19 protein-coding genes are annotated in these 21,280 nt (G+C 45.8%); 14 read left to right on the top strand and 5 right to left on the bottom strand.

Annotation, left to right across the window (positions count from 1 at the left end; all coding sequences use genetic code 11):
- Nucleotides 1-5 precede the first annotated feature (5 nt).
- On the top strand, nt 6-959 hold the full coding sequence (locus tag J2W69_RS14505) for a redoxin family protein (protein ID WP_310279772.1): 954 nt from the start codon (nt 6-8) through the stop codon (nt 957-959).
- 48 nt (nt 960-1,007) lie between these two features.
- Here the strand turns inward: J2W69_RS14505 and J2W69_RS14500 are convergent, their stop codons facing one another.
- Nucleotides 1,008-2,030 carry an alpha/beta hydrolase gene (locus J2W69_RS14500; protein WP_310279770.1) on the bottom strand — a complete coding sequence of 341 codons (1,023 nt, stop codon included), beginning with the start codon at nt 2,028-2,030 and terminating at the stop codon, nt 1,008-1,010.
- A 962-nt stretch (nt 2,031-2,992) separates the two neighbouring features.
- On the opposite strand from J2W69_RS14500, the gene J2W69_RS14495 reads away from it, so the two are divergent.
- The 10 genes from J2W69_RS14495 to J2W69_RS14450 all read left to right on the top strand — a co-directional run bounded on the left by J2W69_RS14495 (nt 2,993) and on the right by J2W69_RS14450 (nt 11,138).
- Nucleotides 2,993-3,853, top strand: coding sequence for a hypothetical protein (locus J2W69_RS14495; RefSeq protein ID WP_310279768.1), 861 nt, complete (start codon nt 2,993-2,995; stop codon nt 3,851-3,853).
- Nucleotides 3,850-4,161, top strand: coding sequence for a hypothetical protein (locus tag J2W69_RS14490; RefSeq protein ID WP_310279766.1), 312 nt, complete (start codon nt 3,850-3,852; stop codon nt 4,159-4,161). Before J2W69_RS14495 ends, J2W69_RS14490 begins: the two co-directional genes overlap by 4 nt.
- Nucleotides 4,162-4,231: 70 nt before the next feature.
- Nucleotides 4,232-4,816, top strand: coding sequence for a hypothetical protein (locus tag J2W69_RS14485; RefSeq protein ID WP_310279764.1), 585 nt, complete (start codon nt 4,232-4,234; stop codon nt 4,814-4,816).
- Nucleotides 4,817-4,860: 44 nt separating this feature from the next.
- Entirely contained in the window at nt 4,861-6,024 is a 1,164-nt protein-coding gene (locus J2W69_RS14480) for a serine hydrolase domain-containing protein (protein WP_310279763.1), read from the top strand.
- A 124-nt stretch (nt 6,025-6,148) separates the two neighbouring features.
- Entirely contained in the window at nt 6,149-6,427 is a 279-nt protein-coding gene (locus J2W69_RS14475) for a hypothetical protein (RefSeq protein WP_310279762.1), read from the top strand.
- Nucleotides 6,428-6,586: 159 nt separating this feature from the next.
- Entirely contained in the window at nt 6,587-7,717 is a 1,131-nt protein-coding gene (locus J2W69_RS14470) for an alpha/beta hydrolase (protein WP_310279760.1), read from the top strand.
- A 114-nt stretch (nt 7,718-7,831) separates the two neighbouring features.
- Complete coding sequence (locus J2W69_RS14465) at nt 7,832-8,071, top strand: hypothetical protein (protein WP_310279758.1); 240 nt, start codon at nt 7,832-7,834, stop codon at nt 8,069-8,071.
- Between the two features lie 65 nt (nt 8,072-8,136).
- A complete protein-coding gene (locus J2W69_RS14460; RefSeq protein WP_310279756.1) occupies nt 8,137-8,568 on the top strand; it encodes an acetyltransferase in 432 nt (143 codons plus the stop codon).
- Between the two features lie 110 nt (nt 8,569-8,678).
- Complete coding sequence (lgt, locus tag J2W69_RS14455) at nt 8,679-9,494, top strand: prolipoprotein diacylglyceryl transferase (RefSeq protein WP_310279753.1); 816 nt, start codon at nt 8,679-8,681, stop codon at nt 9,492-9,494.
- Between the two features lie 567 nt (nt 9,495-10,061).
- Nucleotides 10,062-11,138, top strand: coding sequence for a serine hydrolase domain-containing protein (locus tag J2W69_RS14450; protein WP_310279752.1), 1,077 nt, complete (start codon nt 10,062-10,064; stop codon nt 11,136-11,138).
- Between the two features lie 196 nt (nt 11,139-11,334).
- On the opposite strand, the gene J2W69_RS14445 is transcribed toward J2W69_RS14450, so the two are convergent.
- The 3 genes from J2W69_RS14445 to sbcB all read right to left on the bottom strand — a co-directional run bounded on the left by J2W69_RS14445 (nt 11,335) and on the right by sbcB (nt 14,822).
- On the bottom strand, nt 11,335-11,880 hold the full coding sequence (locus tag J2W69_RS14445) for a hypothetical protein (RefSeq protein ID WP_310279750.1): 546 nt from the start codon (nt 11,878-11,880) through the stop codon (nt 11,335-11,337).
- A gap of 216 nt (nt 11,881-12,096) precedes the next feature.
- Nucleotides 12,097-13,113: a hypothetical protein gene (locus J2W69_RS14440; protein ID WP_310279748.1), complete on the bottom strand. Its 1,017-nt coding sequence runs from the start codon at nt 13,111-13,113 to the stop codon at nt 12,097-12,099.
- 248 nt (nt 13,114-13,361) lie between these two features.
- Nucleotides 13,362-14,822 carry an exodeoxyribonuclease I gene (sbcB, locus tag J2W69_RS14435; protein WP_310279746.1) on the bottom strand — a complete coding sequence of 487 codons (1,461 nt, stop codon included), beginning with the start codon at nt 14,820-14,822 and terminating at the stop codon, nt 13,362-13,364.
- 206 nt (nt 14,823-15,028) lie between these two features.
- Between sbcB and J2W69_RS14430 the strand changes: the two genes are divergently transcribed.
- From J2W69_RS14430 to J2W69_RS14420, 3 genes are read left to right on the top strand one after another with little or no spacing between them, the layout of a single operon-like run.
- A complete protein-coding gene (locus J2W69_RS14430; protein ID WP_310279744.1) occupies nt 15,029-15,652 on the top strand; it encodes a response regulator transcription factor in 624 nt (207 codons plus the stop codon).
- Nucleotides 15,649-18,861, top strand: a complete 3,213-nt coding sequence (locus J2W69_RS14425) for a response regulator (RefSeq protein WP_310279742.1) — start codon at nt 15,649-15,651, stop codon at nt 18,859-18,861. The genes J2W69_RS14430 and J2W69_RS14425 overlap by 4 nt, the downstream gene beginning before the upstream one ends.
- On the top strand, nt 18,862-20,067 hold the full coding sequence (locus tag J2W69_RS14420; protein ID WP_310279740.1) for an EAL domain-containing response regulator: 1,206 nt from the start codon (nt 18,862-18,864) through the stop codon (nt 20,065-20,067).
- Between the two features lie 422 nt (nt 20,068-20,489).
- Here the strand turns inward: J2W69_RS14420 and J2W69_RS14415 are convergent, their stop codons facing one another.
- Nucleotides 20,490-21,005, bottom strand: a complete 516-nt coding sequence (locus J2W69_RS14415) for a CS1 type fimbrial major subunit (RefSeq protein WP_310279738.1) — start codon at nt 21,003-21,005, stop codon at nt 20,490-20,492.
- Nucleotides 21,006-21,280 lie beyond the last annotated feature (275 nt).

Here is a 21,280-nt window from a genome sequence, read left to right as displayed (position 1 = left end):
TTCTGATGCTTCAATTCGTTCGTTTATTAGTGCCTGTTCTGGCTTGTATGGCTTTTTCCGGTTGGGCCCAAATACCTGACAATAAAGAGTTGCCTGGCGATAAAACATTGCCCGACTACAGAACAGTGCAGTTGCAGCAATTTAAAACCTTGCAGCCTTTTACATTAAACAAGTTAGACCAAAACAAACCCACTTATATCAAGTTTTGGGCCAGCTGGTGTCAGCCTTGTATGGAGCAAATGCCGCATTTTGAAACTCTGTATCAAGAGTATGGTGATAGAGTGAATTTTGTGGCGGTGAATATCAATATCAACGAAAAACGTCAGGAGATCAGCAAGCTGCAGCAGCGCTTTGGGCTGACAATGCCAATTTATCTGGATCAGCAAGGGCAGTTGGCGTTGGCTATGGGGTTAGTGGGCACACCTTATTCGGTGTTGTTAAACCCTAAAGGCGAAAAGCTGTACAGCTCCCATGAATCGGACTCTGTATTGGATGGTTTTATCAGTCGGCTGGGGCAAGGTCAGCAGTTACCTGCAGAAGCTGCCACATCGGATTTGACTGCTGCAGCCCAACAAAAGCTGTTAGCTAAGTATCAAACCGGTGAGCAACTGGTGTTTTTTACCGCAACCTGGTGCGACTGGTATCTGGCTGAATCACGACCTGACATGGCAAAACAATGTAAGGATGCTCAAGCTGGCTTGAATCAGTTAGCGGCTTTGTTACCGCAAAAAAACTGGAGTGGGGTGGTGAACCATTTATGGACGGACGACAAAGCTCTGGCTGAATTTAATGCTTTGTATCAGATGAAAGTACCTTTTCAGATTGATAGTTACGGCCTGTTATTTCAACACTTTAATGTGCGTAGTATCCCTGTTCTTCTGAAACTAAAAGATGGCAAAAAGGTGGCTGAGATCAGTGATTTTTCAAAGCCGCAGCACCTAGTCAAACAGCTGCAATAGGTTTGGGGCAGTAGTGGCACTGTTGTAGTGCCACTACTATGTGACGGCTTATTTAAACACTGAAGTTAAAAACTGAATCATGTCATCCAAAGTAGGTGTAGCTAAATCTTTAAAGCAGCCCTTGGTATAGTCGTTACAGCCGCTATCAAGAAAGCCGTGGCCTTTGCCTTGATATATTTTGAACTCCACCTGCTGTCCTGCAGCTTTAAGCAAACTGACATAACCACTCGCAACTTCAGGTGTGGTCAGGCCATCTTCACTGCCGACCAATACAAACTGAGGCGGTAGTTTGTAACCAGCTTCTGGCAACAGATACAGAGGCGATACCGCTTTGTAATACTGCTCATGGCTCTCATAGGTAATGCCTTCGCCAAACAAGCCACGTGGACTGGCGTTGCCCCATTTCCAGAACGGGTTTTGCTCTGTTTCAAAACCGCCTTTTGCGCTTTCGAGTAAATCAAAAGCGGCGTAACTTAAGATCACCGCCTGCATTTTGGCATCATCGGCAGCTGCCACTTGTTCAGCCGTTTTACCTTTTGGCAGACAACTTGGAGTGAACTTCTGTTTTTGTGGCGTAAAACCTGTTGAATCCAAAGAGCGGCCTGCCAGCATCACCATAGACGCTAAATGACCACCGGCACTGTCGCCAGTCACAGCTATTTTAGCCGGGTCGCCGCCGTAGTTTTGAATATGATCTTTAACCCAAAGCACAGCACCCAAAGCATCTTCCACTATCTCGTTAACTGTGGTGCTGTTGTTATTGTCGCCAAGCAGACGGTAGTTCATATTCACCACCACAAGATCAGCATGGCTTGCCATATACAAGGCCATATCACTCATAATAGCTTTGTTATTCACCAGCCAGCCGCCGCCATGAAAAATCACCAGCACAGGCAAAGGTTTAGCCGCTTTTTGCGGGCTGTAGATATCAGTCGTCAGCGCAAAGCCTTTCACCTTCACCCATTCAATATCTTGATGTACCTTCACTTCATTGAGCGCCAACACCTGTAGGCTAAAAAGTGAAGCAATAAAAAAGACGATATAAAAAACAGCAACTTGGCCCATACGCATAAAAACTCCTGATTAGTATTGCTGGCGCTTTGCGCTACCAGGCTATGGTTTTCCATTGCTTTTATAGAAACACGATTTCGAGGTTGATACCAAGGCAATTCTGCGTAGCAGGCTTTTGTGCGAAAAAACGTTAAGCGGATAAATAAATTGTGAAAGGGGTTTACACAAATGGTTAGGGCGCCTGGCCTGGGAAATAGTGGAAGGCGTAAATTAATCAGCTGAAATAAAGAAATACTGTAGGGGTCGGGCTTGCCCCGACCCGCATATCTATCTTAGAAAACGCGAATCTGAATGCCGGTAGCGTGACAACGGCCAATTTTCGCTGCACATATGGACAAATACACAGTGTTATTTGCTTTATCAAGAAATCCGGCCCGTTTTGACACAATACACAGGCACATTTATTTGTTGCTGAAGAAAGAAAAAGGCTCTAATTTAGTAACTTAAAGTGGTCCAGCTTAAAAATAACAGGCAAGAAAAAAGTAATAATGTGCCAGCACGCTTTTGGCAGGATTGCGCGGTATTTATTTGGAATTCATGTTTTTTATCAATAAATTAACGCAGGACGGTTATCTGGTAAAACCAGGGAAAGCGTGCCGGCACAATATACAAATGTTCTGTCTCGCCGGGTTAAGGGCTTTAGATCGGCGGAGCATAATGTCCAGATTTAAAGAACAAACTAATCTTGAAAAGTTTGTGTTTTTCTGCAACGCTCGAAGCGTTCGCGTCACCGCTGATGCGAGCATGCAGACGGATGGCGCGCACAAGCTTCGAGTAAGGCCACAAACCCCAACACCGGCGAGTTTTCGCGTCGAGAATTGTTTTACTGCTTAAGTCATAAGGAACCAAGGGAATGGTGGTCCACCGCAAACCAAAGACAGAACAAGACGCTGCAACGGACGCTAAACGCGCCGTTGAGCTATATCGTTATGGTAATTAGCAATTAACTTAGGAGATATGAAATGGATTTATTAAATTCGGGGAAAGTAAGAAACAGAATCAAAGTCAGAAGCGTTATTTTAGCCTTGATTGTCCATGTATATCTGGCTGTTTTTACGCTTGGCATTTCACTTATATTGTTGCTGATCATAGGGCTGATAACAAACTCATTTATAAATAGAGAGATGGTCGAAGCATCATCTAACTCTAATAAATTCAAGAAAAACTTTCCTTTTAAATACTATGGTCAGATATTTGGTAGTTTCCAGCACGTCTTTTCTCATTCAGAAATAATAGAAAAAAACTTGTATCTGGCTATCGAATCAGAGCTATGTGATAAAACTCCAATAAACACTTTGGAGACGGTCACGATAACAGATATAGATAACGACTTATCTGAAACTGAGGGGCGAACCTTTATTCGAGCCTCGTCAACTAATACTTCAAGGGGCACATCTATAACAATTGTTCTTAATCAGGCAAGATATGGGAAGATGCAGTCTATAGAATGGCGAGTGCTTGGTGGCGGGTTTATCGACCGTGATAAGAAATTTAATTTGGTTGCATATTCTGTATTTACGTTTTTGTTTTGGATAATACCTTACGTAAAAAAAGAGCATGATTTGTTAGCCAGAGTCAGAACGATATATCCTGGTTCATTCAATGATATTGATGTAATTACCCAAATAAGATGCCTTCACGATGCAGTCTTTAATGCAATGATAAATGAATTGGAAAGAAATGAAATTGATACGAGTGAGCTAAAAGCTCAAAAAATGCAAGTAATGAATATCACAATTTCTGGTGGTAAAGTTAGTATGGGGAATGTTGTTCAAGGCGCTATGAATAAAGTATCCAATGCTGCTAAAGGAGGAAAGTCATGAGTAAAGGAAATATAAATATCACTATTTCAGGTGGTAGTGGAGAATTTGGCAATATTGTTCAAGGAGATAATAACAATATGTCTAGCACCACTAAAAGAGCGCTAGAGGATTTTAATTCTAATATCTCTGACTTAATAAGGACAGGTAACGTAACTGAAGACCAAATTGAGAGCTTGAAACGAGAAGTGGATTTACTAGCTCGAGGAAATAACGACAAGGATCTTGTTGACCGTGCACGAGTACTTTACGAAAAATACTCATGGGCGATCAATCCGCTGAAAAAGCTATTTGCCATTATTTTGCCATAACAAGGGCAGCAACAGCGACGCTCGTACCTCGCGCGCATTCTGCCGACGTTAAGTTCTCATGGAGGTTTAGATGCCAAAAGAGACATATTTATTTTTAGGTGCTTTAGTAACAGCGCTTATTGGAATTTTTGTGGCGAGATATACGAGTGGAGTTCAACTAAAGATCGCAAAAGATAATTCGGAAAAAGATATTCGACTCCAAGCAGATCGTTTAGCTGATGAAAGGCTAAAGAACGAGGTTGCACTTGAACGCGATAAACTCGAAAAGCTGCATAAGATCCTTTCTGTTATCTCGTTTGAGAACTCGCAAACAATGAGTTACATCCAATCATCAGAAACCGAATTGTCCGATTTTCGAAAGCGTTATATCGAAAATTGCGATCGGCTCCATGATGCTTTAGCCATAACAGATTTGTATTATCCAGATATGTCAGAACCAATTAGACAGATATTCGGACAGGCAAACTGCTTTTGGGGCTATCAAGAAGGTGTAATTAGAATTGATATAAAAACCAATGAGCAAGGTTGGCAGTCCAACATGCTCAAAGTACTCGATGCTGGTGGTGTAATAAATAAGCATGTGAAAAGCCTTCAATATCAAATTTCTGAGCGTGGTAAAGAACTTAGCAAAGCATTTCAGCGGACAAGCCGCTGAATGCGGCGTTAGCTTTCATACTTAGTCAACATAGGGATAACGCGATGCATGGATCGCAATCTAAAACTTCATTAATAATCTTGGCTGCACTCGTTTTTTGGCTCGGAACCAAGGTGGCACACGCTGACGATGCGCTACAAGATTTCCTTGCCGAGACTCTTACTGCGGCGAGTGGTAAATACAATTTACCGGCAGTTGCTGCTGTAATACAAATTGGTGGCGAGGTAGTGGCTGAGGCAGCGCATGGTGTTCGCGCGCGTGATCGGCAAGAGGCTGTGACTGTCGATGATCGTTGGCATATTGGTTCAAACACCAAAGCACTAACCGCAACAATGATTGCACGGCTAGTTGAACAAGAGATAATTCGATTTGAAGACTCGCTTGCAGAGTTATTACCGACGTTAGCCAACGAAATGGATCCTGCATACCGGAGCATTACGCTCATGCAATTGTTGGCTAATACAGCGGGGTTGCCGGCGTTGACCGACGGCGAGGAACTATCGCAGTTCGAAACCGTGATTAAATCAAATCCCGACGTGGTTGCACAACGAAAGGCGATCGCGCGCTATTACCTCTCTGAACCACCTACCTCAGTAGCTGGTTCATTTGCATATTCTAATCTTGGCTTCATTATCGCAGCCTCTATTGCAGAGACGCGAACAAATAAATCTTGGGAAAAGCTCATCAGTGAATATGTATTCCATCCTCTAGGCATCAACAATGCAGGGTTCGGTGCGCCAGGCTCCGCCAAAATAGTCAATCAACCTCGAGGACACCGGAAAAATTGGTGGGGCAGGCTGAAACCAGTTGAACCTGATGACGAACATAGTGATAACTTTCAAGCATTTGGTCCAGCCGGAACTATCAATATTTCACTTAAGGATTGGATGCGCTTCGCACAGGACCAACTTGATGGAGTACATGGTCGTGGGAAATTACTAGATGCGACAACCTATCGTAAATTACACACGCCAGTTACCGGTAACTATGCGCTTGGTTGGGGCGCCGCATACCAACCTGAGGAGAGTGGTACGCTATTACTTCTTACTCACAGCGGTAGCAACGGCTATTGGCTTGCTGAAATTCGCATTATGCCTAAGCGTGACATAATAGTTCTTAGTGCTATAAACTCAGGTGATGCTGAAGCCGATGAAGCAATAAAATATATACGCAGGCGTATTGTTGAACGATTAAAACCTTATGAGTAAACACAGCGTTGTGATTTGGCTTATCTAAGCGCTAACAAACGCCAGAAAAACGTCCCCTATGTGCGCTCGACGCACAACAAGTTGTTCGAGTGTGTGGCGGCGTTAGCACCAAAAAAGTTGAGATATGGCAAAGGTTAAGAAAAAGCTTACTTCGGCTCAAAAGCGTGCGAAAAAAGCCGCGAAGGCTGAGCGACAAAAGAAATATCAGTGGGTCTTTGTGAATGGCAAGCAAGTCAGAATAAAGCGGCCTCCGATTGTGGATGGCATACCGGTAGATCAGTTCATTGAGGAGAATGCTGATTCGTTCTGGTTGTACCAGAATGAACTGTGGGAGCTAATGCCGGTGGAAGATTCTATTTTCGAACCTGCCCCGGCTACTGAATTGGAGACAAAGGAAGATTAGAATGGGGTACCGTTTTGACTTCAACCACGGTGTTCGGTTGAGTAGTGCTAACAAAGCCAGGCGAGCGACGCCAAACTGCGGCGTGCCTGCTGGCAGCGTTAGGGCTAAAATGCGTTTCGCATCCTAGTTACGGGTAGCATTGTAAAGTTAAGGAAGAAAATGAAGAAAATGGTTTATGGATTACTGCTGCTCATACTGGGAAGTCACTGGAGTAGTTGGGCTGCCGCGAATCTCCCTGCAGTAAAAGAGCAGGTGATTAATAGTGCTTTGCTTGGCGAAAAGCGCGACCTAGTGATTTACCTGCCAGCGGATTACCAAAACAGTCAGGATCGTTATCCGGTGTTATACCTGACCGATGGCGACATTCAGGGACCACATACCGCTGGCACAATAGATTATTTAGCAAAATTCGAGCAGATGCCGCCGATGATTGTGGTTGGCATTGTGAACCGACAAACCCGAGACAGAGATCTCACGCTGACCCCTTCAGACAAGCAAAACCCAAATCAGCTGGAAAACGCAGACAGATTTTTAGCCTTTGTTGAAAACGAAGTTATCCCTTTTGTGAAACAACAGTACCGAACTCTGGACTATCAAGTACTGTCCGGTACATCCCATGGTGGTCAGTTTGCTATCAATGCATTGGTTAAACGACCAGACTTGTTTCATGGTGTTATCGCCATCAGCCCCTCTTTATATTGGGATAACCAGCAATTGCTTGACGTTGCCGGGGCGGCTTTAAAAAGTGATCGCCTGCAGGGGCGCTTGTTTGTTTCTATAGCCAATGAAGAACCGACCATGACAGAGCCGTATCAAAGGTTTGTTGATTTGTTAGCACGTTATCCATCTGACAAGTTGTTCGTCGCGTCTCAAACTTTTAGCAAGGAAACGCACAATACGACCGTGTTGCAAGGGCAGTATGCCGGGTTAAAGTATTTGTTTTCCGAATGGCCTATTCCTGAAGGTGAACCTAAAACTTTGGCTGATTTGCAAGCAAAATTTGCCATTCGTTCGAAACTTCTCAAAACAGACCTCATGATCCCACAAGATAAAGCAAACGGTTACGCTGGGTGGTTACAATATTTAAACCGGAAAGATGATGCGTTGGCATTACTGAAGTGGAATCGAGCAAGTTATCCGCAATCTTTGAATGCTCATACAGCCTTAATTCAGGCTTACTTACATTTCAAAATGGCAGAAGATGCCAAAGTAGCACTTAGAGATGCATTGCAGACATTAAATGAGCTTAGCCCTGAACAAAAAGCACAGCTTGAAGCTTTGTTTACTTAGCATGTTTTCGAGTTCAGATGCGCTAACAAACGCCAGCAAACCGCACCTGCGGCACTCGACTCACAACAAGTTGTTCGCGTTTTGTGGCGGGCGTTAAATTTCATGGAGAGTCTGGTGTTCAGTAAAACTAAAAGAATAGAAGCTGAGCTTGATGAGCTAATAAATATTCATGATCAAGGTTGTGGATTCGGTGATCCCGATGCCCTTAAAGAGCATGAGAGGAAAATTGACTTACTGAAGCACAAGCAAATACAGGAAGTAAGTAAATCAAATAATCGTATAGCCGTTTTCAACATTGTTATTGCTTTGGTAAACGCAGGCATACTGATTTATCAGGTCTTTTACAGTAAATGAAAATTAACAAGGCGCATCACTCGCGGCCCATGTGCTTTGCGTTAAATTTTCAATCGGGTTTAGTGATGAATATTGAGATCGTAGAAAAGGCTGATTACCTTAAGCTGCTAGAAATCTGGGAGGCATCTGTAAGATCAACCCACGAATTTTTAGCTGAAGATGATCTGCAGGAGTTAAAGCCGTTAATTCTGCAGCATTACTTTGACGCTGTTGATTTAAGGTGTGCTAAAAATGTGCATGGTGAAATTCAAGGGTTCTGCGGCGTCCATGATGGTAATATTGAAATGTTGTTCATCGCACCAGATGCGCGCGGAAAAGGCATTGGTGCAATGCTTTCAGCTCACGCTATCAAAGAGCAGGGTGCATCAAAGGTCGACGTAAATGAACAAAACGAACAGGCGTTAGGATTTTATCAGCATATTGGCTTTAAAGTGATAGGTCGCTCACCACTAGATGGTCAGGGTAAGCCTTATCCGCTGTTGCATATGGCGCTTTAAAAATTTAACAAGGCCAGGCTTGGCGACGTCTTTTCCGTTACGGCTTCGCCTCCACTACAAAGCCGAGCATGCTGGCGGCGTAAGCTATTTGGGAGCCAGCAGATATCACTATGATCGTTTATTGGAGTTTTAATCCCATACTGTTGGAGTTAGGGCCATTGTCTATTCGCTGGTATGGTCTCTTGTTCGTCGGCGGTTTCATCGTTGGTCAACAGCTTTTGGGCCGGATGTTCAGAAGTGAAGGTATTGATGCCCGTATAGCTGAGAATTTACTGCTCTATGCATTAGTCGGTGCCATTGTTGGCGCCCGTTTGGTTCATTGTTTTGTCTATGAACCAATGTACTACATGCAACATCCATTTCAAGTCCTGCGGGTTTGGGAAGGTGGGCTTGCCAGCCATGGTGGGATAGTCGGACTTGCAATAGGGCTGATTCTTGCTGCCCGTCGGCAAAGTCCTCCGCTTTCTGTGGTTTGGTTATTCGACCGCGTCACTATTCCTGCATTACTTGCAGCTACAGCTATTAGAGTTGCCAATTTTCTGAACTCAGAAATTGTAGGAAATCCAACTTCAGGCGGTTGGGGGATCGTTTTTGAGTCAGTAGATCAAGTTGCCAGGCATCCAGTTCAACTATACGAGGCTAGTGCATATTTTTGTATAGCCTTGATGCTATGGATGATGTACCGAAAGGGGGTCGGTGCACGCTCTGGGTTTTTGCTTGGCATCACTTTGATCCTCGTTTTCAGCAGTCGAATAATTATTGAAATTTTCAAGACACCGCAAGCCTCGTATGATGGAGCACTTTTATTTAGTGCCGGGCAGTTACTAAGTGTGCCATTCATTATTTTTGGTATCAGCCTTATTTGGAGAGCAACGAAAGCCGCGAACATTACGTCTAAGCCGAAGCCGCTTCGCCGCATGTCTTAATTCGGTTGTCAGGTTGTAAGAGTGAAGTTTGTGCGATCTGGTTTTTTGGTAGGAACTATGGTTATGCATGATTGTTTTAGAAGCGGCGGTTTGTCACCCGTGCGCACGACATAGGAATACTCAGCTTAGTGAGGTCATCAATGTTGATACATGAATGCAGGTCTTGTTCACTCGCAGAGCTTTGGTTTGAAGCTGATGATTCAACGATTTTTCTGAATCTGAGCCGGGTTGCGACTGAAGAAGAACTTGAGAAGGATCACCTGCTTGAGTCAGTGGGAAAGACATAGAATCAGTGCAGATAGAGATCGCATTTTGTCCTTACTGTGGTTCAAAGCTCACTGAGAGTGAACAGGTTGTTGTTCCAAATTTTAGTCACTTCAGCATAGGTGGTAACAAATAAACATTCATAACAAACCGCGTCATATGCACCTTCGGGCTGCGGCTATGCTCAATTTCGCGCTTGCGCGGGGCGTTGGAATTAACAATGATAAAGGCTCAATATCAGCGTCAGCAGAGTCTCCTGAAGAGTATTTTGGTTTATGTTGCCCCATTTAAATTGGATATAAAATGACAAAATTTAGTCTGTTTGCCTCGCTCTACTTATTATCAGCGTGCGTCTGGGCACAAACTTCAGCTATTGATATCCATGCCGCAGTTGATACTCAACTGCGCACTAATGAACAAAAACATGGAATTCCCGCGCAGGCCGTGCTTGTGCTGCACAACAGCGATATTTTGTACCGCAATGCCACTGGCACTACTGCGATCGATGGCAGCACATTGGTCACGCCGAAGACGGTTTTCCCTGTCTACTCAGTCAGCAAGCTCTTCGCCATCACCCTCGTTATGCAATTACAGCAGGAAGGAAAGCTTGATATTTCTGCTCCAGCCTCCCGTTATGTCGACAATCTGCCGCAGTCCTGGCGCACTATCCGTATCGATCAGTTTCTAAACCATGTTTCGGGTGTGCCTGAATATTTTGACAGTAATGACTTTTCGCGGCCGTTTCCGCCTAGCCTGGAGGCCGTTTTTGCGAACTTAAAAGATGTGCCTGTATCTGCACCGGGCGAGCGAACGCGCTACACCAATACCAACAACCTGATGATTGCAGCTGTCCTTGAGTCTGTCACGCGGACGCCATACCGCACACTGGTGCGCCAGCGCATTATTGAAGCGCTTGACCTTCAGGAGACCTGGCTTAAGCTCGCCGACGTTCCTAAGGCTCGCCTTGTTGAAAGCTACAGGGCGAAGGAGGGCAAGCTTGTGCCTGATCTGACGATCGCCTGGCCGGATTACAGCATCGCGCACGGAGGTGCTTACATGACTTTGGACGATGCAGGCAAATTTATGTCCGCCGTAGCGCAAGGTCTTCTTGTTTCAAAGGCGGAGCTAAAACGTCTTTGGCAGCCTTATCAGTTCGCTAACGGCGATCTTGGCTTTTTTGCTGCAGGTTGGGACTATGGCAGGTCAGGTCGCTGGCACCAGGTTGGCCACGACGGTGGCACCAAGGTGAGGGTGCGCATCCTGTTCGATAAGGATCTCAATGATCATTACATCGTCATCTATCTGACGAACGGCAATAAAGATGGTGTCTGGTCGAGTACGCTCGTCGATTCGGTCCAGACGCTGATAGTGCCGAAATAGCGGTAGCATGACAAAGTTGAGACCCCACCATTGAGTTCAATAGAACCTGGAGTCAATTGGGACAGCTTCGCCGGGCAAGAACCGTGGCCTCTTAGCCAGCAACTTTGAGGCAGGCCTCAATAGGATGTGGCACGATGCAAGACCTGACACTGAGGGTTTCTTTTTTGCAGCAAAGTGGGCTACCTGACCCATGCTGTTACATTGTCAAAACATCCTTTACAAAGTCTGGAGCAGTGCGGTAGCTGCGAGGACCGTAATTCAGGTGACTTCCTTCAGCAGTCCAGCCTCCCAATACACCGCCAATATTCTGTTCCCCCAAATCCATGGTTTTTTCATAAGTGTAATAAGAGAAGGTTGCACCTTGTTTTTTCATCAAAACAAAATAGCAGTTTGGGAAATCATAGGGGTCAGGAAATGTGATCAGAACGGCATCATGTTCAGCCAGATCTGTAACCACTATGTTGTTGGCGTATTCTGGGTTGATAACTTCGGAGGCCACTTCCATAAACCTTGTGACATCGCCATTTTTCAAATCTGAAAAAAATGCACCATCAGACTCGTAAAGCCATTGAGCGATGAGTTTGTGTTGAAAAAAATAAATGCTTTTTGAAATCTGCGGTTCGTTTTGATTGGTTTGATTTGGAGCCGATGCTTTCGTACTTTGTTGTGTCGCGCATCCTGAAACACACAGAATCAGGCCAAATACAACCGACGCCAGCAAACCTTTCTGAGATACTTTCATATAGTTGCCTTTTATCCTTCACTTTAAGCAGTCTTTTTAAAACTGATGCGCAGCTTGCGGCATTGAACACTAGAAATCGTTAATTTTTTAGCAAATTTTAGTTTAAATAACATGTACTTCGATGTGGTTTCTATCGATTATGGTTAGTCGTCTTATGAACGTCAATTTACCAAAGTACCATCCTGAATCGGTAGCGGAGTAGCTGCAGGATAAAACCTAGTCCCCGCCATCCTTTTTCTTCTCCGGCACTGGCAGGGTAGTCTTTTGTTTTACTTCTTCGGTTAACTCTTTTGGTAGTTCATCAGCCGGGGCTCGGGTTTCGTCTACTTTTTTATTGGCTTTATCTTTGGCCCACTGTTTAGCTTCTTTTTCTAAAGTGGCTTTGTCTTTGATGGTGTTGAAAGGTTTCTTTTGATTGGCCTCGGCACGGGCTTTGGCCTCTTCAGCGTATTGTTTCGCTGCTTTTAATTCTTCTGCTGATTTGCCGGTAAATTGCTTGAACATATCCTCTTCAGTCAGCATGGCTTCTTGTTTCATTTCGGTAAAACGTTGTTTTGGCTGGCTTAATAGATCGGCTTTGCCTTCTTCAACCTTTTGTCTGATTTCTTCCAGCGGATCCATGGCTTTTTGCTTCAGGTTTTCTTCCAGCGCATTTTGCACTGAACCTCCTGCTAAACCTGTTTCAACAAAACCAGTTTGTTCTTCTGACAAGCCCAATCCCTGGCCTATTTTGCCTGCAGCTGCGGCCACAGCTTTTTGTTTTAACTTTTCAGGGCTGGTGTAGTCGACCAGCTCTTTTGGCCAACTGGGTATGACTTTACCTGCAGCACCTTCAATAACCTGATGGAAAATCTCGGTTTTTCCGCCCGACACCAACAAAATAGCCATTTGGTTGTGATCGGAGTTCCAGACAAAACCTGCTTTTTCGGCCAGATGAGGCAAAGGTGAGTGTTCTGATACCACAAAAAACAACGGGCCTTGTTGCTGTATGGCTGTGGCTGTATTTAATAAAGTGACTGCAGTGCGGTAATTACTTTCACCCATTAATGCCACCATAGGGTCTCGGATCAACGGGTTTTCAAACAGGTTCACATCCAGCGGGTTAAAGCCAACCAAAGGGCGCATTAATTCACCAAGAAGCTGTGCCTGCGAGGTCATTAATAAGGCCGGAGCAATACAACCTGTTAATAACAAACTACACAACATCACTTTGATTTTTGACCACAACTTCATAGCTGGCTCCACACCTAATAACTACATTGGTTAATTAATGCGCGCAGGCTAGCAGAAATAGGCTGTCAAACATAGATAGCTGACTGGCAGCTGAACAAAAAAACTGTAACTGTTGTGTTCGACGCTACGGCTTTGTTGGCTGCCTTATTTCGGGCAATGCAGATTTAAAGGGATAGACGGGCGGGTTGTAGGGGCCGTGGCTTGTCCTAGCCCGTCAATGGGCACGCGGTATCATTAGACGGGCGGCTTTATAAACTTTGAGCGTACTGAAATAACGCCTTGAGGATATTCATTTTTTTCACATCATCGCCTGCTTCATGCGCCAGGTTTTCAAGCGCTAAACCAAATTCTTCAAAAGTTAAATTAGGTTTATCCAGGCCATGCGTTAGTTTGTCGCTGCGATAGCGTTGCCAGCGTTGTTGCTCCTGATGGGTTAAGCTTTGTGGGTAGTTGCGGGCTCGGTATAAAAACAGCAATTGATTTAATCTGTCTTCACTAAAAAGCACTGGGTTGGAGGCCAGTTGGTCAGCATTCATCTGATGCAGCTGTTCCATGCGCTGTTTATCTTCGTTTGAAACAAAACCGTTGTACAGCTGATAGTCCGGATTAGTCTCCACACTGTAATCAGTTGGCAACTGATACAGCTCCATCACTTTTGGCTGAATAGCAGAGCGGTTTTGCCGTAGCCAGTCCAAATGTTGCAAACAGGCGGCTCTGTCTATGCCTAAATCTGCAGCACGTTGCTCAGATAAAGTTTTAGCAGGGGATAACACAGGGCATTTATTGATATGAATAAGTTTTAAACCAAGCCGCTGTTGGTTTTCATCTAAGTCTGCAGTTTTGGTATACAAAAGTTGCTGCAATGAGGCTAAATCCAGCTCCAGCAAAGGTTTGGGGTCGGCTTGCAGGTTGTAGCAAATCACGGCGTTTTTATTGCTTGGATGCGGCGCTAAAGGCACTATCCAGCTCACACAACCCTGAATAGCAGGGAAGCGGCCGGACACATGCACCAGCGGCGTTAAATTCACCAAATCAAACAACTTACTGACTTCAGTTTTTTTACGTAAATCCAGCAGGTACTGAAATAACTTAGGTTGTTTTTCTTTCACCAGTTTGGCAATGGCGATAGTGGCGTACACGTCAGATAAGGCATCGTGTGCGCGTTGGTGTGATAAGCCATTGGCTTTGGTTAAATCTTCTAATTTAAAGCTTGGGCTGCCATCAGCTTTTTCTGGCCAGACAATACCTTCAGGTCGCAGCGCATAACAGGCGCGTACTATGTCGATTAAATCCCATCTGCTGTTGCCATGTTGCCATTCGCGGCCATAAGGCTCATAAAAGTTACGGTATAAGCTGTAACGCGTGACCTCATCGTCAAAACGTAAGCTGTTGTACCCAAGCACACAAGTGTTTGGCTGGCTGAATTTTTCCAGAATACGGCGACAGAATTCGGTTTCAGGCAAACCTTTTTGATTACACAGCTGTGGCGTCAAGCCAGTGATCAGCGCAGCCACAGGATGAGGTAAATAATCGTTCGCCAACTGGCAATACCACATATCGGGTTCGCCAATAGGGTTTAAATCTAAATCTGTACGAATACCACCAAACTGGGCCGGGCGGTCTTTTTTTGGATCCGCTCCCCAGGTTTCAAAGTCATAAAAATAAAAGCTGGCCTGTGGTGTTGCCAGTGGTGTCGATGGTTGGCTCAAAACAGTGGCATCCATAAATGCGAAGACAAAGAACGGGCAGTGTAGCACTGGTGCGTAAAGGCGTCGATTGGGTTGCTATGGCGTGAGAGCAAAATCAGATTAATCCTATGTGTTTAACAGACTGATCTGCTTAGGCTAGCCGGTCCGTAATTACCTATGCTGTGTAAATTAAATTGTAGCCCTGAACCTATAACCCGGAGAAAAGCATGTTACCCATTTCTGTGGCTGTGGTGGACGATCATCCGTTTTTACGTTTGGCGGTAAAAGCAGTGCTGGAACGGCATAACTTTGTGGTGGTTGCAGAGGCGGATAACGGCGTGGATGCGATTGGGTTGCTGAAAAAAACGCCTTGCCAGTTGATGATCCTGGATTTGGATATTCCACAAATGAGTGGGTTGGAAGTGATACGCCGGGTCAACCAGCGTTATCCGGACACCCGTATTCTGGTGCTGACAGCGCAGGAGCCGGCAGTTTATGCAGTACGCTGCATTGAAGCCGGAGCTTGTGGCATAGTCTGCAAAGCCCAGCCGCTGGAAGAGTTAGCAGAAGCGGCTCGTTTGGTGATGAAGGGGAAAAAAGTATTCCCACAACCTGAACTCTATGGCGAACAGCTGGCAAGTTCAGAAGCTGCTTTATTGGCGAGTTTAAGCAACAGAGAGCTGCAAATAGTCGAGCTTTTATGTAAAGGCCATGCCAATAAAGACATTGCTGAAACTATGTCGATTAGCCATAAAACCGTCAGTACCCACAAAACCAATATTCTTAGCAAACTGAATTTAGGCTCCTCAATGGAGCTGTTTGATTTTGCCAAAAGGCACAATCTGTTATGAGGTTAGTGGTGTGGATTTTTCTGTTGCTGATTCCTATGGTGTCGGCAGCACAGCAACTGCAGCTGTTTTCCCGCAGTACTGCGGTGATACAAGTCGAAAAAACAGCGGTTGAACAGCACTGGCTGATGGCAAAAAAAAGCCTGGTCTTTGGTGCGCTGGACGATCAGCATCCGCCTTTTGTGATTAAAACCAATGGCAAAGATCTTGAGGGCATCACCGCAGATTATCTGGGTTTGATCAGCATCGCTTTGGCTTTGCCAGTAGAGATCCGCAGTTACGCCACTAAAGCAGAGCTGATAGCTGCTGTGCGATCCGGTGATATAGATTTCTACAGTTATGCCCGTATGAATGAACTGGATGTGGCTGATATTGTTGCGACAGAGCCTTATGCAGACGATATACCAGTGCTGGTCACCAGCACTCATCAGCAGTCAGCGGAAAAACTAAAGACTGTGAAGTCACCCAAACTGGCTTTTTCCAAACATTATTTAACCCCTGAACTGCTGCAACAAAGTTTCCCTGACGCAACACTGTTGCCCTATGACAATCTGACTCAGGCCATAGAAGCTGTGGCTTTAGGCCATGCGGAACTGTATCTGGGCAATGTGATCAGCGCGCATTATTTAATTCACACCGGCCATTTTTCAGAGCTGCACATCAGCAACTTTACGCCTTTAACGTCAGGGCATTTTAATTTTTATACCTCAACGCAAAAAACAGAACTGCTGGCACTTCTGAACAAAGTTATTGCCGCTGTGCCGCAAACCGGGCAGCAACAAATTTTGCAGCGCTGGAGTGCAGGCCGTGCGCTTTATATGCTGGCTGAGCGCATTGAGTTATCCGAAGCTGAACATCGTTATATCGAAGGCAATAAGCCGGTGCGCTTAGTGCATATACTGGGCGATACACCATTTTTGATGGGCTCAAAAGACTTAAACCAAGGTGTGGGTATTTTAAAGTCGCTTACTGAAGCCATCAGCGCCAAAACAGGGCTGGAGTTTGAATGGGTGGCGGCGCGATCGTTAACAGAGCTGTTGCAACTGCTTAAAGAGGGCAAAGCAGACATGGCAGCCATTCTGTCACCAAATGCAGAGCGCGCAGAGTTTCTGAACTTCACAAGGCCTTATCTGGTGACCTCCTATGCGCTGTTAACCCGCTCAGATGCGTCTATGTCACAGCTGCGGTTGGAGCAAATGGCTGGCAAAACTTTAGCTATTCAGAAACATCATGCAATAGATCCGTATCTGCGCTCTACCTATCCGGATCTAAAGCTGAAGTATGTTGAGAACTTGCAGCAAAGCGTGGATGCCGTATTAAAGGGCCAGGCAGATGCTTTGGTGGAAAACCTGGTCATAGCGCGTTTTTACGCTGAATACAGTTATAAAAATCAGCTGCAAATCAGCTCCAGCTTTATGCCCTCAGCAGCGCGTTTTAGTCTGGCGGTATCAAAACAACAGCCAGAGCTTTACAGCATTTTGGATAAAACTCTGCTGAGTATTCCGCCGGATCAACTGGCGCTGTTGTCGGATTGGTCGGTGAATACGGCGGTCCCCAACTTTTGGCAGAGTTATCGCCAACAGCTTATGCTGGCAGCTGCTGCTTTTGTGCTGATTGTGTTGGCGTTTTTATTCTGGAATTTCTATTTACGCCGCCAGGTGCGGGAGCGCCAGCTATTACTTGAACAAGTGGAACAAGCCAAAGAGCAGGCCCTTGAGGCCAGCAAAGCCAAAAGCTTTTTCCTCTCGACTATGAGCCATGAAATTCGCACTCCGCTGCACGCCATTATTGGCACTTTGGAGCTGGCTAAACGTCAGGCAGATGACAAGCTGTGGGATTTTACCGCCATAGATATCGCTTACGACTCGGCCCAGGGTTTAAAAGAGCTGATAGGCGATATTCTGGATATCGCCAAAATTGAAGCGGGCCAGCTGGAACTCAAACCCCAGTGGCTGCAATTGCAGGATGAAGCAAAGCGGCTGTATCAGGTCTTTGTGGGCATGGCCAAAAGCAAAGGTTTGTATCTGAACTACAAAATGGATTTGGCTTTAAAGCCCTATCAGGTGGAGCTGGATCCTTTGTTATTTAAACAATTGCTGTCGAACCTGCTGAACAATGCCATTAAATTTACACCGCAGGGCGGGGTGGAACTGAGTTTAACTTTGCTGGAGCAGCAGGGGGATCAACTGCGGGTTCAACTGAAGGTGAAAGATACTGGCGTGGGGTTAAGTCCTGAACAAAGCGAAAAAGTGCTGAAACCTTTTGCACAGCTGGCGAACTCAGAACAGGTTTCTGGTGAACGAGGCACAGGTTTAGGCCTGAGTATTTGCCAGACCATAGTGCAACTGATGCAAGGCAGTTTTTCTATCCAAAGTGAAAAAGGTCAGGGCACTGAAATTCAGATTGAGCTGCAACTACCTTGTAGGGCTGCAGTGCATAGTGAACATAACGAAATTACAACTGCACCAACCACAGATCAGCACCATCAACCCTTAAAGCTGTTGGTGGTGGATGATCATCAGGTCAACCGCATGCTATTGCAGCGCCAATTGAGTTATTTAGGTCATCAGGTCTGGCAGGCGGCAGATGGTGCAGAAGCACTAGAGCTTTTACAGCAACAACCGGTGGATTTAGTGCTGACCGACTGCAATATGCCACGAATGGATGGTTATCAGCTTGCTCAAGCCATTCGAGCTGCCCAGGCTTTGCAGCATTTAGCGGTGCTGGGGCTGACCGCCAGAGCTCAGTCCGATGAAATTGCCCGCTGTATAGCAGCTGGTATGAATGACTGCTTATTCAAACCCATTAGTATCAATGAATTACAACAAAGTATTCAGAAGTACGCCAAAGGCAAAGCGGCTTTTAATATAGACGCTTTGTTCGCTCTAGCTGGGCCTGATCCTGCCTTTGCCCGCCAGATGCTGAGCACTTTATGTCAAAGCAATAGTGACGACATAGAACAGCTGAAACTGCTGCTGCAACAATCGGATTGGGACGCGTTGAAACGACTGGGGCATAAAATCAAAGGTGCAGCAGTGTTAGTGCAGGCAGAGCAGTTACTCGAAAGCTGTGAGGTATTAGAAAAAGCCACAGAGCAGCAGATCACCAGTGCCAGTTTACGTGTGCTGGCCGCCTTAAAAGTATTTAACCGCGAAGCACAGCTATGGTGCGACAACAGCCAGAAGGAGTTGGCCTCAAACGAGGAAAACTAAATGCAAAACCCCAATCTATTGAATGTGTTAATAGTCGAAGATTGTGCGGCGCAGCAATTGTATGCCGGACAACTATTAAAACAGCTGAAGATCCAGCACATCAGTTACGCATCCGATGGTGAGCTGGCTCTTCAGTTGTTACAACAGCAACAACAAACAGATGTGATGCTGATCGATTTGGACATGCCGCACATGAATGGCGTGGCGTTATTAAGACGTATAGCAACACAGCAGTTATGCCAGGCTGTGATTATCACCAGTGCGAAAGACGCCTTGTTACTCAACAGCGTGGCCACTATGGCAGAAGCTGACGGCTTGCAGGTACTTGGCACTTTGGCTAAACCGCTGAATAAAGACTTACTGAGTTTATGTTTAAGTCGGCGTAAAGCCGAGGTTTGGCCTGCTGATTTTGAGAGAAAAACTCCGGTGTTTGATCAAAAGCTGTTGTGCGAAGCCATCAGTGAGCAGCAATTTTCGCTTTGTTATCAGCCGATAGTAGATATGAGTTCAGGCCAGATCATCGCAGTAGAAGCCTTAGCTCGCTGGAACCAACCAGAACTTGGCATGGTAAGGCCTGATGTGTTTATTGCAGCAGCAGAGCAGTGGGGGCTGATTAACGAACTGACTTTGCTGTTACTGGAGCAGGCGTTAAAACAACTGCAACAGTGGCACGACTTAGGGCTTGTTGTGCAGTTGTCTTTTAATTTATCGCCTTTGTCCTTGTCGGACGCGGCTTTTGTTCAGCAACTGCAGCAAAAAGTGCAACAGGCAGACATCAAACCACAACTGATCTGCTTTGAAGTGACAGAAACCCAGGATTTTACCCAAGTCTCTGCCGCTATTGAAAGCCTGGCGAATTTACGTCTTAAGGGTTTTGGCATTGCGATTGACGACTACGGAACAGGTTTTGCCAACGCCCAGCAGTTATCCCGCATCCCAGCGACCCGACTGAAACTGGATCGTAGTTTAACCGACGGCGTTTCAGAGCGGCCACAGCAGCGGCTGGTACTGGAAAATACTATTCAACTGGCACATAAGCTGGGCTTAAGCTTGATCGCAGAAGGGGTCGAGCGACTGGCCGATGCCATGGTGTTAAAACGCTGCGGCATCCAGTTGGTGCAAGGCTATTTGTACCACAAGCCTTTAGCGGCAGAAGACTGCACTCTTGTGCTTTGTAATAGCCCGGAGCAACAGGCAGCGAGTTAAGACAAATAAACAGGGCCAGGGATGGTGGGGTGATCTGTAGGGGCAGGGTTGATCCCTGCCCGTTTTTTTATCAGAACAACAAGCAGTCAACAAGGTTGTAACTTGTGCGAGGTGGATATGTCCAAAATTACTGGGGCGAGTAGCGCAGTCAACAAGGCTGCAGCTTCAAGTACGACGCGGACACCATAGTGCCGGGAGCACTATTGAACAGCTTTAGCTGGCCCCGATAGGTGTTATAGATATTCCCTAAGTAATTGGAGTTGCAGCTAGGCGACAAGCGAGCGAGACCCCAGGAGCATAGTAGTCCTATGTGACTGGGGCGAGTAGCGCAGTCAACAACGCTGCAGCTTCAAGTACGACGGGAATAAAAAAGGCAGGTAAAACATCTACCTGCCAAGGCACCGGTTGGGGTTAACGAAGGATTATGGAGCCGGGGTTGGTTCAGGCTCTGCTGTTGGCAGCGGCGTTTCAAAAGACAAACTGACGACACCTGAGTAGTTATCCGGCGTGTAACTGGTGGTGGCAACTGGCGCTATGGTCATATTTACCACCTGACCTGCTGCAGCCTGACTTGCACCTACTACATCAGCGGCAGTGGTGGTTAAAGTCACACCATTCACAGCAACAGCTAAATTGATGGTATTGGAGAACGTGCTGCCTATGAGGGTTGAGCTGGTCACCGCGGCCTGAATAGCGCCAGTGGTGCTGCCCATATGCAGTTGCTTCTGAATAGGGGTTAATACGTTATTAAAAGTGTTCCATTCCATACGCTGTGGCGCAGTAAAAACGTCGTCCCCTGGCAATGCATTCACAAAAAACTCAGTGGATGGCACATCAGCCACTATAGTGATTTGTTTTTGCTCGGTCTGGGCTGCAAAGCTGGACGCAGAAAGACTTAACAGCATGGCTGAGGCAAAGAGAGTAGTTACATTTTTCATCGGCATAAGCTCCTGTGATCAAAAGTAATGCAGCCCTCGCGGTACTGCGCAATGATGAGCAACTCACCATAGTGGTTATCTTAAGTGGGGCGCTCTGGCCCTTCTATCGGACTAATCTGAAAATAGCGCCGGGATAAAAATATTCTGTACAAGGGGCAGAAGCAGCATTCAGGATCAGAGCTAGTACCTTTTCAATTTAATTCTGATCGATTGAGTTACCAGTCAGTTGGTAGCTCATGGACCGGAACTAAGACCGTAATTGCCCTGCTTTGATG

This window comes from Rheinheimera soli (assembly GCF_031457405.1).
GTDB classification, from domain to species: Bacteria; Pseudomonadota; Gammaproteobacteria; order Enterobacterales; family Alteromonadaceae; genus Pararheinheimera; species Pararheinheimera soli_A.
The sequence above is the reverse complement of the archived record's forward strand: the minus strand, read 5'-3'. Positions and strand labels throughout refer to the sequence as shown.